Raw genomic sequence first — 14,663 nt, 5'->3', positions numbered from 1 at the left:
ACCTCACTCAGATATTAATTGTTCATAGATAAGTCTAGCCACTTACATTTTTGCTCAAGCATTCGCTTGAGCTTTTTTTTGTCTACAATCAGAAAAAAGGCCTCTCAATTGAGAGGCCTTGTTTTATTTAAAGAAGGATAGTTCCTGCTTTTGTTGTTCAGATAAGCAAGATAGCTCATCGGCTGTTTGAGAAATCTGATTGATACCAGCCACATTCTCACTTACAAGCTGCAGTAGGGATTCAATACTAACTCCGACTTGCTCTGTAACCGCTCTTTGCTCTTCAGCGGCTGCGGCTACCATCGAGTTGGCCTCGTTAATCTTGTCAATGGAGAGAGCAATGCCATTAATTGAATGACTTGCATCTAGCATCACCGTTCTATTATTTTCCATCTCATGTAGGCTTTTCGACATGCGCTCATTGGCATCGTTCGCTCGATTTTGAAGTGACTCGATAATGCCTTGAATCTCTTCAGTGGATTTTTGTGTTCGGCTTGCTAGTGTTCGAACTTCGTCAGCCACAACCGCAAACCCTCGACCTTGTTCGCCCGCTCTGGCCGCCTCAATGGCCGCATTTAGAGCCAGTAGATTTGTTTGATTGGATATGTCTTCGATAACGCTAATCACTTCGCCAATTTTATCGGACTCTTTAGCAAGAACCTCAATAGTACCCGCCGTTTCTAAGATAGCCTTGCTCAAATCAAGGCTGTTTTGGTAACTGCTTTCGAAAGCCATCTTGCCATCGTTTGATAACCCGATCGCTTCTTTCGCCGCACTTTCCGCACTGGCTGCATTTTCAGAAACATCTTTTGCTGTACACGATAGTTCGCTAATCGAGTGCGAGATTAAGTCAGCTTGGCTATTTTCTTCTGCTGCATTTTGTGTTGCTTGAAGCATTACTGTTGATAACTCAGTAGAGGAAGACGCTACACTGTCACCAACAGAGATGAGTGACTCTGATATCTCGCTCAGTTTGTCTATGGTTAAGTTAATGTCGTTGCAAAGAAACCCAAGCTCGTTTTTTTGGTCAACATTCGCCCTGACATCAAGCTCACCATTCGATACTTTTTTCATTGTTGAGCGAATGATGTCTATTGGTGAGGTGATAAGCCTTGAAACAAAGTAGGGGATGAATATCGTCATCACCAACAGTGAAACAACAAGCATTACGCCAAACGGCGCGCTTTCGCGTTCAATATCCCTTCTTTTTTTAATCGCCAGCTGTGTCTTTGCATGATAGCTGTCAAATAAACGATTGATTGCCGTGCTCGCTGCTTCTGTCGCGCTTTTCATACGATGTCTAGCTGCATCGTCTCTGATCATTATCAAGTGAAGGTTTTCGTTGCTTACAGACTCAATCAGAGACTCTATCGATTTCTTAACCAAAAGCTCGCTTTCCCCTTCAGCATTAGTCAAAATTGAGCTTATTAACTTTCGTTGCTTATCGATTTCTAACTTTGCTTCAGATTCAGTTTCCGCCGTCAGTACCGCGGTCTTAATACTGAATATCGATAAGTTGAGCTTAGAAACGGCGGTAGAGTTATTTGATGAATTGAGAGTCAGTGAAATTATCTCTTCTATTTGTCTACTCATGTCAACGACGGTGTAAATGATCGCCGAAAAGAGAGTGAAGCCGGTTAGCATTGCAGGCAACATCACTTGCGATCTTATCGATAGGTTTTGAAAGTACTTTTTCATTTTACACTCCATAGTCATAAAAAAAGCGCTCAATAGAGCGCTTTTTATTTTTTAATTCGGCTTAGGCGTATACGCCCTCAGCCTTTTCCTTTGGGGTAACAAGTGAGCCTAACTTCCCGCCACGCATTGCACAGGCGTTAGCTAGAAGCACAGCATATGCGGTTTTGATAAATACAAAGTGGTCGACTGGGATACCAGCATCACCGTAAATATAGTGACAAAGAGCAATCACCGGGACAGCGGTAAATGCTGTGTACTTGAAATACATCAAAAAGAACTCAGCCAGGGGATGACGAGTCATCGCCTTTTTTAATCCTTTGTGCATCACCTCATCGAAATCGATAGGTTTAGCGTTGTTCTTCTTACGCCAGTTTACGATATCAAGTCGACTAAAGATGAATACAAAGAAAATAAGGAATGTATTCATAACTAAGAAGTCTTGAACCATGCCGCCAACTTCGAAGATCTTAACCATGCCGCTCATCGTCGCAGCTGGAACAAGTGCGTTGATTATCGCGTTGATCAGAACTTGGTTTCTAGCGCCTTTCAAAATCAACGCTTCGTATTGCGATTTTAAATCCATATTGTTTTACCTAAAAAGCGCAGGGCTAACCCCATGCTGTTGAACAAGATTAGAAGTTTTCGCCAACATTGAAGAATACAAGGATGTTGTCTTCTTCTTGGTCGTTGTATGTCACGTCAAGACGCATAGATAGCTTATCTTCAGGAACTAGCATGTAACGAAGACCACCACCAAAAGAGAAATGAGCAGAATCGTCACCAGTGTCAAGAACGTCAACCGCCTTAGCAACGCCAGCCATGCCCACTACACCGATTTTATCAGTAATCCAAGTACGAACTTCCACATCAGCACCAACAGCAGAGCGACCTGCGATCTCCATTGTGAAGCCGTTAGCTACGCGGTTAAGCTCGGCGATAGTCTCTGGTGCATCATCACCGTTCCACTCAACACGCTGACGTAGCGCTACCGTTGTAGAGTCAGTAACAGGCATGTAGTAACGAGCATCGGTGTTAATATTTAAGTACTCATCTGTGCCGTTTAAAGTGAACAGAATCGGGCCGCCACAAGGTGCCAATGGGTTAAAGTGACACATCTCAGCATCTAGGCCATTTGTGCTTTCCGCTTCAACGTTACGCGCAAAGCCTTTGAAGTAAAAACCGTCTGTCGGAGTCTGTTTGTTGTTACGGAAATCAGATGTGATCTGGGCGCCATATGCCATGATTTTTTTATCTGGAATGACTTGCAGGGTTAAATTGTCCGCAGCCATAGTAGGGCGTTCAAACTCAGTGTTTGCGTAGAAAAATGATGGACCAACATAAGTGTTTTCAAAGATTTTGTATTGGGGTGCAAATTCAAACTGTAGAGAGGTTTGCTCTGCTTCCACTGTTGGGTTAGGGCCTAAAAAGTCCATAACGTCTAGTTTGGCATATGTGTACGTAAGGTCGCCAAACACTAGCCACTCGCTGTCAGAACCAAAATAGTTGTTTGAGTTCGCCTTGATTACGTAGTTGCCGTTAGTACCGTAGATGCCGTAAAGACTAGTTTGAGAAGTTTCTGCACCTTCTGTTGTTTCATAGAGGAATGTCGGAATTACAGAGCCTGCCAAGTCAAAAATAGGGTCGTAGAATGGGCCGACAGGAACAGTAAATCGAACGCCTTCTTCTTTTTTAGACTCAGTATCTTCGGCTGCTACAACAGCTCCTGAACATACACTAGCAATCAGACCAGCAAGTAGTAGTTTTTTCATTATTAGATTTTCAACCTATGTTTGTTTACACAAAGCTAATCGTGCGCCTTTTTGAGCTATTACTAAATTACGATATTTAACAAATAACATCCGTTATATTGTTTATGTGTTTAATGTCTCGTTTCATTTTTGAACAAAAAAAGGCGTTCAATGTCGAACGCCTTTTGTCTGTGAATCCTGTCACAATTGACTTGCTCTATGACACCCTTTCAAATATTGACGAATATCACTAAATTGTCGAATTTGGGACAACATAACCCTACAAGGATCACATTGCATATGGTGTATCGTCGTCTTGACTTATCATCAAACCTTGTCATGTTAGGCATCAATTAGGTTTATATTCAGAAAAAACGAGCATCATTTAATAGCGTTTCTCTACTCAAAAGGGTGGTCTTTTTTGTCATCATAGAGGGTGAGCGCAGTTAAACGTTACCACTTTACACTTGAGGTGTTCGGCAACTATGGCAGTGATTCATTTATTATTCCGCAGACCGTTAGATAAAAATAAAGCGACAATTCTGTCGCTTTATTAAAGGTATGCTGTCGTTCAATTCGATTACGGGTTTCCACCTTGACTAGAGAACCTCAGACCCAATGCTTTATTGAGTTCTTCTTCTGACAAATCTTGGTAGTGACGATCAAGTCGCATCTCAATGTACTTCGATGCCACCTGAGAGGCGTCGGAAATGTCGTCTTTTGCAACATAACCGCCAACGGCAGAACCAAGTGCTGTTGCTGCTGCCAGCCCACCGGCCAGTAGTTTGCTCGCTATCATCGCCATGGTTGTTCTCCTTAAATGTCGTAGGGTAGATTATAAATACATCATCCGCTATTTGGATGTTTATTTTTTAGTCACACGTCAAAAAGTTGCATTTTTATCAAGTTCAGGGGGATTACTTCTTATATCGTATGCTCTTTGAAAAAATATACGAAAGCCATTGTCAGGGTTGCTATCCATATCCATAGCAACTTGATGCCATCATTTTTTTACTTTCCCATCATGCATATCCCCTTTGTCGAATTTAATTCTCGTATTTAATTTAAAAGTTATCACTTACGATATTTAACAAATGGCGTCTACTATTTTGCAAAGTTGCGCAATGTCTATTTTTTTTACATGGATATCGTTCATTGTTCTTCGGGACAATAACTGACGAGGAAAATACCGTGAAAACAAAACTTATTGCTATAGCAACTATCGCTGCTCTTTCTTCTTCTATTGGGCATGCCGCTACTTTTGGCGTTGGGGACTCTATCCCAATGGCAACAGTTGAAGATGGCGGTTTGGCCTCAGTGAGTGGGGATAGTGTTGAATACAGCAAGTGGTCAACTTCTGACATCAAGTCAAATGGGACACTGGTTATCGTTGCTAAGGCTGGCCGCGCAGGTGTTGTCGACCTAGTTAGAGACGACTTTACTGCTGAGCTTGGCAAGAAGACTGACCTATTAACCATCGTCAACAAAGATGATTCAGCATTTGGCACAGGCATGTTCGTTGAAGGCGCAATTGAAGAGGGGATGCTAAAAAATCCTTCTTCTATGGTTGTCCTTGACCGCGAAGGTGACCTTTTCTCTGAGCTTGAGCTTCAAGAAGAAAGCGCGGCTCTTATTGTCGTAAAAGACGGCAAGGTTGCATACCTCAAAGAAGGTCTTATCGATGCAGCCGAAGAAAGCAAAGTCTTTGATTTGATTAAATAAGCGTTCAAGTAACAAATCATTGAGCAGTACTAAGCAAAATTTATTTGCTGTTGAAAAAACGGTTTTACAGCCACAAAGCAAAAGTTCTGGAGAGCCAGAGCTTTTGTTTTTAAAGGAACAAAAATGGATAAAATTAAACAAAAAATTAGAATGCTAATGGCTGCAGGCTATGCAATCGCTATGGTTCTTGCGTTCCTCGGCGGCATGTTGGACGGCTATTTTGCTATCGCCGCTTACGTCGTTGCCGCTATCCCAACTCTATTCGCACTTTTCCTAACCACAATTGGTCTTCTGGGTAAATTTAATCCTGTTTTGCTATCTAAGCTTTGGAACAAGTTCATGCAGCGTGGAGACTTGCCAGAAGCAAAACTGCCTAATAAAAAGTCTGACGATTGGAAAGAGTGGTTTGAAGCTCAGTCAAAGAATGGCTGGGAAATGGATGTTAGTAATGAAAACCATATGACTCCTTGGACGTCTGAAGCACTTGGCGAAAAATGCCCACTTCCAGAGTACCCTCGACCACAAATGGCTCGTGAGCGCTGGATGAACCTCAATGGCCTATGGGACATCAACGTTCTTCCAAAAGAGAAAGACGTTAACCAAGACTTCCCAGGCAAAATTCTTGTTCCTTACCCAGTAGAGTCTAAGTTGTCAGGTATCGGTCGCCCTGTGTACGGTGGCGAAAAGATTTGGTACAAGCGTAACTTCTCTATCCCTTCGGACTGGAAAGGTGAGCGTATTGTTCTTAACTTTGGCGCAGTTGACTGGAATGCTAAAGTTTACGTAAACGGCCAATTCCAAATCGAGCATACCGGCGGTTATACTCCATTCTCTGCAGACATTACTGATTCAATCAGTTTCGTTGGCGAAAACGAAGTAGTTGTGGTTGTGTACGATCCAACTGATTCAAACGAACGACTAGACGAAGCTCGTCAAAAAGGTAAACAAACGCTTTGCCCAAGTGATATCTCATACACAGCAAGCTCAGGTATTTGGCAAACAGTTTGGATCGAGCCAGTATCTGATTGTCGTGTTGAAAGTGTTCTTGCCAACTCAAATATTGAGAAAGGCTACGCTGTAATCGAGACGAAAACGAACATTACTACTGCTGGTATTAAAGCTCGCATCACAACGCTTTGCGATGGCAAACAGTTTGTTGGCGAACCTGGCGCTCCAATCACTGTTATTGTTGATGAGAAAAAACTATGGACGCCTGAAAACCCATACCTTTACACGATTCGTGTAGAGCTACTTGATGGCGATAAAGTTGTCGACTCTGTAGACAGTTACTTTGCTTTGCGTGAAGTGGGTAAAACGCGTATTAACGGTGAGGTAGTTCTTACTCTTAACGGCAAACCAGTCTTCCATCAAGGTCCCCTAGATCAAGGTTTCTGGCCAGACGGTCTGTACGCTCACTCTTCTGATAAAGCGCTGATATTCGACATCGAGCAAATTAAAGCTATGGGTTTCAACATGACTCGTAAGCACATTAAGATCGAATGTGCTCGTTGGTACTACCATGCAGACCGACTAGGCCTAATGGTATGGCAAGATATGCCTAGCGCCGGTAGCTTCACATCTGGCTCTTACTCAATGTGGCTCGATTACATTCAACATCTGGCTCCATTCGGTGCTAAGCACGTAACTGTACGCGACAACGACTACAAAGGCTGGAATCGTACCGAAAACTCCAAAGCTCAATTCTACAAAGAGCTGGAAGAGATGATCGATCTTCTATACGTAAACCCATCTGTTGTATGTTGGATTCCATTCAACGAAAACTGGGCTCAATTCGATGCAGCGGCAGCGACTGATTTCGTTAAGAACAAAGATGCAACTCGTCTAATCAACAACGTATCTGGCGAACAAGACCAGAACGTTGGTGACATCTACGACTGCCACATCTACATGCAAGATTTATGGTGTCCTAAAGACCCAGCAAACTACCGTGCTAACGTTATTGGCGAATTTGGTGGTAAGACTTGGAAAGTAGAAGAGGAAGCGTGGTCTGACGGCAAAATCTTCAGTTACGGCAAAACTGACTCAATCGAAGATTTCCGTGAACAGTACAAAGCTTTGATCATTGGCGAAGTTAAGCCGCTTGTTGAGAAAGGTCTGGCTGCGACGGTATATACTCAGATCACGGATGTTGAAGGCGAAATTAACGGCCTGATGACGTACAACCGTAAGGTTGTTAAAGTGAATCATGATGAAATGACTGAGACTCACCAAGAAATTTACGATGCGTTCGAGAGACGATTACAGTAAATAATAACGAGAGTTAAAAGAAAGCCCCTCAATTGAGGGGCTTTTTTGTATCTGTACAAACGAATTAAGCAGTCACTTTAAATACCGTTGTAGACACAAACGGGTTCGCAGAGTCATAAACGCATTCTTCAGCTTTCTTCGTGTTGATCTGATTAGGGAAGTGCTGCGTTTCCAAGCATAGACCGTAGTTTTTACGGTATATTTCGCCATCACGGCCGACTTCTTCTTCTAAGAAATTGCCGCTGTAGAACTGTACACCTGGAAGGTCTGTCTTAACTTCAAGGCATATGTCTGTAATGTGACTGTGGACACTTATTGACCATTCTTCGTCGTTTAGCTCCCAGCAATGATCAAAGCCACCCGCGATATTGAGTTGGTGATGCTTTTTAGTCAATGACTCGCCAATACGCGTAGAATTGCGGAAATCAAATGGCGTACCTTGAACGTCACTAAAACCAATTGGGATTAGCTTTTCGTTCACCGGTAGGTATCTGTCCGCATTGATGCGCATAGAATGTTCTAGAATGTCGCCACCGCCGTTTAAGTTAAAGTAAGCATGTTGGGTTACGTTGATAGGGCAACGTGACACCGGGGTCGCTTTATAGCGAACCTCAAGCTCACCATGAGACGATAGAAAGTAAGATACCTGGAATGTAATGTCGCAAGGGTAGCCTCCTTCGCCTTGATTGGTATTCGTAGTAAGAATGATACTTTTATCGTTGTGCTCTAATATGTCCCAGTCTTTGTTGTTTAGCTCCGCATTACCACCATGAAGATGATTCGTTCCATCATTTTGAGTAAGAGCGTACTTTTTACCATCTAATTCGAATTCGCCCATATCGATGCGATTGGCAACAGGGCCAACAACAGCCCCAAAGTAAGTGCCATTTTTTCGGTACTGCTGTTCATTGTCGTAACCCAATACGATATTCGTTTCTTTGCCGTCAGCCCCTATAACAAAGAAGTTTGCGATAGTCGCTCCAATAGGCGAAATATCAACCTTAATGTTGTTATTTATTAGTGTGTAGAGCTTCATTTTGTGACCTTTTCTTGTACTCTTTGGGAGTAATACCTAATGATTTTGAAAAAACAGAATACATATACTGAAGTGATGGATATCCACACATGCTGTATATTTCATTGATGGGGTGATTTGAGCTCTCTAGTAGCGAGCAAGCTAATCTGAGTCTCGTTTCGTGTATCTCGTTGTGAATTGTGTATCCAAGCTCTTTCTTGAACCGGCTCTCAAGGTTCGATCGTGACAACTTCAATTCGTCAAGTACGTGATAAACCTTGATACCTTCTTTCGCTCTAGTTCTGATAAAGTGCAGTGCGTTTATCACATGGGGATCTTTTACTGGTCTGTAATCACTGCTTTCTCGGCAGTGTATTTTGTTAGAGGAAACGACCACATGTTTCTTCTTTGGTGTCTTATTTTCGATGATTGAATGGAGCATTTTAGCCGCAACAAACCCCATCTCTTTACACGGTTGGTCAACCGAGCTTAAAGGTATTGAGCATAGGTTCTGAACGACTCGCTCATTGTCAGCACCAATTATTGCAAGTTCGTCTGGTACAATGACGCCGGCGTTGTCACACGCCTGAATGAGATGTCTCGCTCGAGAATCAGTCACAGAAATAATCCCGGTGCCCTTTGGCAACTGCTTAAGCCAATCAGCAAGACAGTCCATGCCATATTCCCAAGTCTTTGTCGTTGTTTTCTGACCACGATATACCCAGTAGTCATAATCATTTTTTTCCATGATCTCACGGAAAATAGACTCACGTTCTAATGACCACCTTTTCTCATCAACATGAGGCAAACCATAGAATGCAAACTTGTCTATGCCTTTACTTTTCAGATGCTGGAATGCGTTGTTTACTACCGCATAATTGTCGGAGGCAATATAGGGAGTAGAAGGGTATTTCGATGGATCACGGTATGAGGTGCCAACGCCAACGACTGGAATGCTTCTGTTAGACAAGAGATCAGCCAGCTCCATGTCTTCGAAGTCTGCAATGATCCCGTCGCCTTGCCAATTGGCCGCGACATCTTTAGATACGATAAACTCATCTTCTATATAAACATCCCACTTCTTGTGCGAATGGCGAATGTATTCACCAACACCTGTGATTATGTCTCTGTCATAAACCTTGTTGGCATTTAAGAGAAGCGCGATTCTATAAGTACGAGTTTGCATAGCCTGAGCAACCTAATAAAGTAACGTGTCCTTTATTTTAGTTATTAAAAGGCCTACGTAATGAGACTTGTGATCGAAAATTGAAACGTCACATATGAATTTTTGTGATGCAGATAAAAGTTTAACCGAAATAAATCGGGATCGGGGGCATGTCGAGTTTCTGTGTTAGCGACTCATCTAACACTCCGACCAGTTCATTTTTTGAGAACATGTTCGGGAAGCTTCTTGAGGATAAGCGTATAAACTCTGCGCAACATAGGTCACATAAATCTTTCAGCGACTCGATTGCCTTGCGTATATGATTAACGATAAGGCACTCATCGTGGCAGAGGCAAAGCTCAGCATTTGTTCCCGTTACGGATATTCGATCCCCTTCGTCGTATAGAGCAGCGGCTTTCACAAAAGACTTTTCTACTTCAATTTCTACTATCATATCTGCATTCTCAAACGTTTAGATCTTTACTATCTATCACTATTTCAGTCTATACAATTACGATATTTAACAGAAACCACCCGTTAAGTGGTTTATGTGACGAAAACAAAAATGCCACCTACCTTAAAAGGTCAGTGAGAGTAATGCAGACTGTAACTTATATATTGTTGATTGATGCAAGTACTCATTGGCTCAGGAGATTTGCCACTGAATATAGGCCACATAGCCTATCGGCCCACGTACGCATAGACTATAGATATGCAAACGGCATGTTTGATGTCATAAGAACATGGCGACTTTTACTCATCTTTTATGAATTTAGCGATCACAACTGACCTGTACCCAAGATCGACAACACCTTCAATAAAAGATACTAACCTTAAAAATCAATGTGAATTTTTATGCCTTATCAGTGTACAAGCCCCTTTACTTTGCCTTTTCGACAAAAATACAACTACTGCCTTTTATAGAAACGTACAGCGATTCGTTAAATAGGGATAAAAAAGCCAATTACTGCAAGAAGACGTTGTTACCACCACTTCAAGTGACCCAGTAACTTTAAATTGTAAAGACAATCTTAGGGAATATCTTGGCGTTATTTTTAGATTTTAACATCGACAATTCATGACATTTTTGGGGTCGAAATCTCCGAGCTCTCGACTCACCAGAGCTCTCAATATCGGCAAACAGCCCCATTCAAAAGTGCAAAATATCTACAAATGCACTTTTGAGATTCCCTGTATTACTGGCTTGTAGCCACCAAAAGGGCTAATATTATGTGCGAATTTTAGTATTTTGTTTTTTTGCACTTTTGCACAAAGAGAGCGTTTATGGCGAAAGTAGACGGTTGCCAAAGCCTGGCTGAGAGTAATGCCGTTGCCCGAGCACTTATGAGAAATCATGGTGAAGATATGGCAGATATCTGGATTTTCGGTTGTCAGGTAGCTTTAAGGGTTTCAGACTTGATGGCGATTAAGTTTGAGCATTACAACTACCGAAATAACACAATCGTTCTCATTGAGTCTAAAACAGGAAAGGAGAGGGTAATCAGACCTAATAAGAAAGCTATGGCAGTTTTCAATAGGCGATCGTCCAAATACCCAACAGACACATACTTATTTCAGTCGAAAGGGACCAACCGCGTTAAGAATAGGGTCGCATCGTATCATCGAAACACCGTTTTAAAAGCTTTCTCTGATGTCGGGAAGCCGTTAGGCCTCAAGCTAGGAAGCCATAGCATGCGCAAAACAAAGGCAACAATATTGATATTGGAGAGGGGGATTCCAATCGAAAAGGTGCAGGCATTGCTTGGCCATAGTTCAGTGCACATAACACAGCGATACTTAACGATTAACAGTAAGGACATTGATGATTTGTACGATGAAGAGGTGTGACAGTTCATCAAAAAAACCCAGGTTTGTTCAACAACTTATGCTTTAAAAATCAGTTAATTAAAAACAATAGTTAAGCTAAGTTGCCCAGTTCCCCTCCTACCATGACAACAATCATGAAGTAGTACCGATTCGCTTGCTTAAATTTCATTCGAATGTTTAATATTCCGCATAAAAATAAAATCAACCGGCCTTTAATTGGTTAAGTTTGGGAGCCTTCTAGTCGCTATCATAGCAATAAAAGCACAGATTATTGTTGGAAATCATAGACAATCGGCTTGTAGGAAACCCAACACTATAGAGAAGCTTTTAGAGGTATAGTCATTTTTATCCGCTATTTTTTAACGCAAATTTGTATATAATAGCGTTTGATATGTGTAGCATAAGTTTCCCAAAATGGAGATGGAACATGCCAAGAGTCAGCCAAGCCGTGGCTAAACAAACTAGACAGAATATTATCGACGCAACAATCAAGATCATCACTCTTGAAGGCGCTGAAATGCTTACCTTTTCACATATTGCTAAGAAAGCAAACATTAGCCGATCAGGTATTAACTGTCACTTTAAACGAAAAGAAGATCTTCTTGCGGAAGTTGAACCTATACTGGCAGAACGAGTTAGCCAAGCATTAGACTTTTCTAGTCCAGAAGCATTCTTCGCAAGCTTCAAGCTCGCTGTTGATGAAGACCGAATGTTTAGAAATTTAATAAAAAATACCGGGCAGGTATTTGAAAAAAGCAAGGGTCATGGGGAACTGCTTGAAATAATTAATGGCGACCCAGAAGAAGTGAAAAATGCCGTGTACATGGCGATTGGATATGCGGTAGTGCATGCGTAAAAGCAGATTCAACAAAGAAGAGTAAGGTGCTCACATCCTCCTTGCTTTAAAAACGTTTAAGAAGACATATAGACAAAAAAAGGAGACCGAAGTCTCCTTTTTTACGATACTACGACTTAAAATGACACAATATTATGCTTTTTAAAGATCCAAGGAGCTCCATTTTTCGCTTTCTTACCTGACTTTTTAGACGCTACTTCGCCGCAACGACTGCCTATTTTAGTAGAGACACCGCCGTAACCATTTCCTGATACAAAGCACACCTCAGCACTCTGACCATCATACATAACAGTAATTGGCAAGCCGCTTTCACCAGACAGGGAATCTACAACCTGGTAATCATCTGTTGTTAGGTTCTTGATCTCGTTTATGCTGTTGTTTGCGCCAATGGTACATTTGCTTTCGTCGTTTACATATCCGAATTCTTGAATGCCTTCTTCCACCATAAATCTGCATACGCTTCTCGAGTCACCATCAATGTAGATTTTTGCAGGATATGCAACATCTTCGGGGAAATTCCAACCATGATGCTCTGGAAGTTTAGTTGGGTCTGTAGTGTCAATCACAATCGTTTCAAAGTTCTTTCCCATTCCCCACCCACGACCATTAAAGGCTGTCATCGACGAACTACATTTCCCACTCACTGACTTGAATCCAACGCCATGAAGAACTGGGGTACTTTCGTGTGCGTAGAAACACACTTCAGCTAGTCGATCTTGTTGGGTAACAAAAACGTTCAACTTACCGTTTTCAACGTTTTCGTTATCTAGCGATACAACTTGATAAGCCCCAGGAAGTGAAGAGTAGTTAAAAGTACCTTTGTACGAGTTCTCATCACCAATTGAACAAACATCGTCTCTAACCATACCTAAGAATGTCGTGGTCTTAAGACCTTGCATAATATGGTTAAACTTACATATGGTTTCGTCTGCACCTTTGTACTTGAACTTAACAAGTTCATGGCCAATAGCGTCAGATGCATTTACCCATTGAGTTGACTCTGGGAATTGGTTCACCAATTCTGCGCGTTTTTCTTGGTGAAGCTGCTCTTCTTGCTCGTAATTGTTGAATGTAGGATCGATATGGTTTGAGAACTCTTCTTCGGTCTCTGCAACATCGATAGCGTCACCATAAATGAGTAAGTTTACTGATGTAGGGTGATCCTTTAGCTTGGCATTAAGAACGATTGCTGAATTTTCATCGTTCGTGATTACTGGCAGTGTCAGTTGATCAAAACTTGATGTAACAGTGTTCATTCTGACCTTATTCGTGTCATACATGAAGTCTACACGCTCAAATCCAGAAAACTCAGCACCTTGCTTTTTGAATAGGCGAATCGTATTGGTTGACTCGTTATGGTCCCAGAAAAAGTTATTGGTTTGAGGTATGATTTCAGCGTTCTTGTATAAGCCCATCTCAATGTGCTTTGATGCTAACGCTCTAGCCTGATCATCCCAGCCATACGCCATCCCAGAACCATGTTTGAAACCCATAGAGTGAGCGTTTTCATGGCTCAATGTGCCATACATGCTTGTATACTCTGGGAACTGCATTACTCTATCTAGGTATTTCTTTCCGATTGCATGCCAATAGCCACCAGATGTGCCTCGTTTGTTGTGAGCACGATATTCTTTCGGCACTTTGTACGTAACAGATCTATGCCACTTAGACCATGAATCTCGTCTTGTTTGATCAAATACATTGGTAAATGTATCCATGTATAAGTCGTAGGTCTCTGCCTGACCATACTGTACCTTTAGACCATTCTGTAAGCCGTGAAATGCCTGCAAGTGATACTCTGAAACAGAATCAGCATAGCCATTTGCATTTGGTTGGAAAAGTGGGTTTGGATCTAAAAATTCAACATCGCTTGGGCTATCAAGAATGATGCCTTCAACTTCAACTTCAATTTTCATGAATTGATCGAGTGGGGTGTCTAGCGTGAAACCGGTTCTTCCCAGACTGATGTTGATATCAGAGAACTTTCTCATCGTGTGGTTGGTGATCAAGAACTTTGTCGAATCTACATTGTTTTCCAAGACTTCTACGGTGATGTTGTTCATAAGCACACCGTCGTTCAACCCTCGCTCTAATTTTTGCGAGCCGATAATTTCGTAATTAACTGAATCTAGAGATGTGTAATACATGTAGTTAATTTCAACATCTTTCTTAACTACCGGTTGTGTTGTGTACTTCGCGTGTACGCAAAATGATGAAAGAGCTAATCCGATGCATATGGCCGTTTTACGTAATTTCATTTTCCCCACCTCTTGTTAATTGCAGATCTAGTATGCTATTTACAGGGAGAGCTATCGATTGGCACTATTTGTTTTTGGGGGGAAATGCTATTTATCTAACAAAAAT

At 41.8% G+C, this 14,663-nt stretch carries 11 protein-coding genes; 4 read left to right on the top strand and 7 right to left on the bottom strand.

Translation table 11 applies throughout. The features are described from left to right. Window positions 1-123: 123 nt before the first annotated feature. The 4 genes from FIV04_RS26500 to FIV04_RS26485 all read right to left on the bottom strand — a co-directional run bounded on the left by FIV04_RS26500 (window position 124) and on the right by FIV04_RS26485 (window position 4,251). Window positions 124-1,698, bottom strand: a complete 1,575-nt coding sequence (locus FIV04_RS26500; protein ID WP_172974348.1) for a methyl-accepting chemotaxis protein — start codon at window positions 1,696-1,698, stop codon at window positions 124-126. Between the two features lie 61 nt (window positions 1,699-1,759). Next, window positions 1,760-2,281, bottom strand: coding sequence for a hypothetical protein (locus tag FIV04_RS26495; protein WP_152471402.1), 522 nt, complete (start codon window positions 2,279-2,281; stop codon window positions 1,760-1,762). A 49-nt stretch (window positions 2,282-2,330) separates the two neighbouring features. After that, on the bottom strand, window positions 2,331-3,467 hold the full coding sequence (locus tag FIV04_RS26490) for a BamA/TamA family outer membrane protein (protein ID WP_152471401.1): 1,137 nt from the start codon (window positions 3,465-3,467) through the stop codon (window positions 2,331-2,333). A gap of 559 nt (window positions 3,468-4,026) precedes the next feature. After that, the gene (locus FIV04_RS26485) at window positions 4,027-4,251 is read right to left on the bottom strand and encodes a hypothetical protein (RefSeq protein WP_152471400.1); all 225 of its coding nucleotides are present in this window, start codon (window positions 4,249-4,251) and stop codon (window positions 4,027-4,029) included. A gap of 386 nt (window positions 4,252-4,637) precedes the next feature. On the opposite strand from FIV04_RS26485, the gene FIV04_RS26480 reads away from it, so the two are divergent. Both FIV04_RS26480 and FIV04_RS26475 read left to right on the top strand, forming a co-directional pair. Next, a complete protein-coding gene (locus tag FIV04_RS26480; protein WP_152471399.1) occupies window positions 4,638-5,168 on the top strand; it encodes a YtfJ family protein in 531 nt (176 codons plus the stop codon). Between the two features lie 123 nt (window positions 5,169-5,291). Further along, window positions 5,292-7,436 carry a glycoside hydrolase family 2 protein gene (locus FIV04_RS26475; protein ID WP_152471398.1) on the top strand — a complete coding sequence of 715 codons (2,145 nt, stop codon included), beginning with the start codon at window positions 5,292-5,294 and terminating at the stop codon, window positions 7,434-7,436. A 64-nt stretch (window positions 7,437-7,500) separates the two neighbouring features. On the opposite strand, the gene FIV04_RS26470 is transcribed toward FIV04_RS26475, so the two are convergent. Together FIV04_RS26470 and FIV04_RS26465 are read right to left on the bottom strand one after the other, a co-directional pair. Beyond that, complete coding sequence (locus tag FIV04_RS26470) at window positions 7,501-8,472, bottom strand: aldose epimerase family protein (RefSeq protein ID WP_152471397.1); 972 nt, start codon at window positions 8,470-8,472, stop codon at window positions 7,501-7,503. Continuing rightward, window positions 8,447-9,637, bottom strand: coding sequence for a DNA-binding transcriptional regulator (locus tag FIV04_RS26465; RefSeq protein ID WP_152471396.1), 1,191 nt, complete (start codon window positions 9,635-9,637; stop codon window positions 8,447-8,449). Before FIV04_RS26465 ends, FIV04_RS26470 begins: the two co-directional genes overlap by 26 nt. Before the next feature lie 1,263 nt (window positions 9,638-10,900). Here FIV04_RS26465 and FIV04_RS26460 point away from each other — a divergent pair. Together FIV04_RS26460 and FIV04_RS26455 are read left to right on the top strand one after the other, a co-directional pair. Next, entirely contained in the window at window positions 10,901-11,464 is a 564-nt protein-coding gene (locus FIV04_RS26460; RefSeq protein ID WP_152471395.1) for a tyrosine-type recombinase/integrase, read from the top strand. 406 nt (window positions 11,465-11,870) lie between these two features. After that, window positions 11,871-12,299, top strand: coding sequence for a TetR family transcriptional regulator (locus FIV04_RS26455; protein ID WP_152471394.1), 429 nt, complete (start codon window positions 11,871-11,873; stop codon window positions 12,297-12,299). Window positions 12,300-12,415: 116 nt separating this feature from the next. Here the strand turns inward: FIV04_RS26455 and FIV04_RS26450 are convergent, their stop codons facing one another. After that, window positions 12,416-14,557 (bottom strand): hypothetical protein, encoded by a 2,142-nt coding sequence (locus tag FIV04_RS26450; protein ID WP_152471393.1) that lies wholly within the window; start codon window positions 14,555-14,557, stop codon window positions 12,416-12,418. Between the last annotated feature and the right edge of the window lie 106 nt (window positions 14,558-14,663).

The organism is Vibrio sp. THAF190c (genome assembly GCF_009363355.1).
Taxonomy (GTDB): domain Bacteria; phylum Pseudomonadota; class Gammaproteobacteria; order Enterobacterales; family Vibrionaceae; genus Vibrio; species Vibrio fortis_A.
Note: the sequence above shows the minus strand (reverse complement) of the source record. Positions and strands in the feature narration are given on the sequence as shown.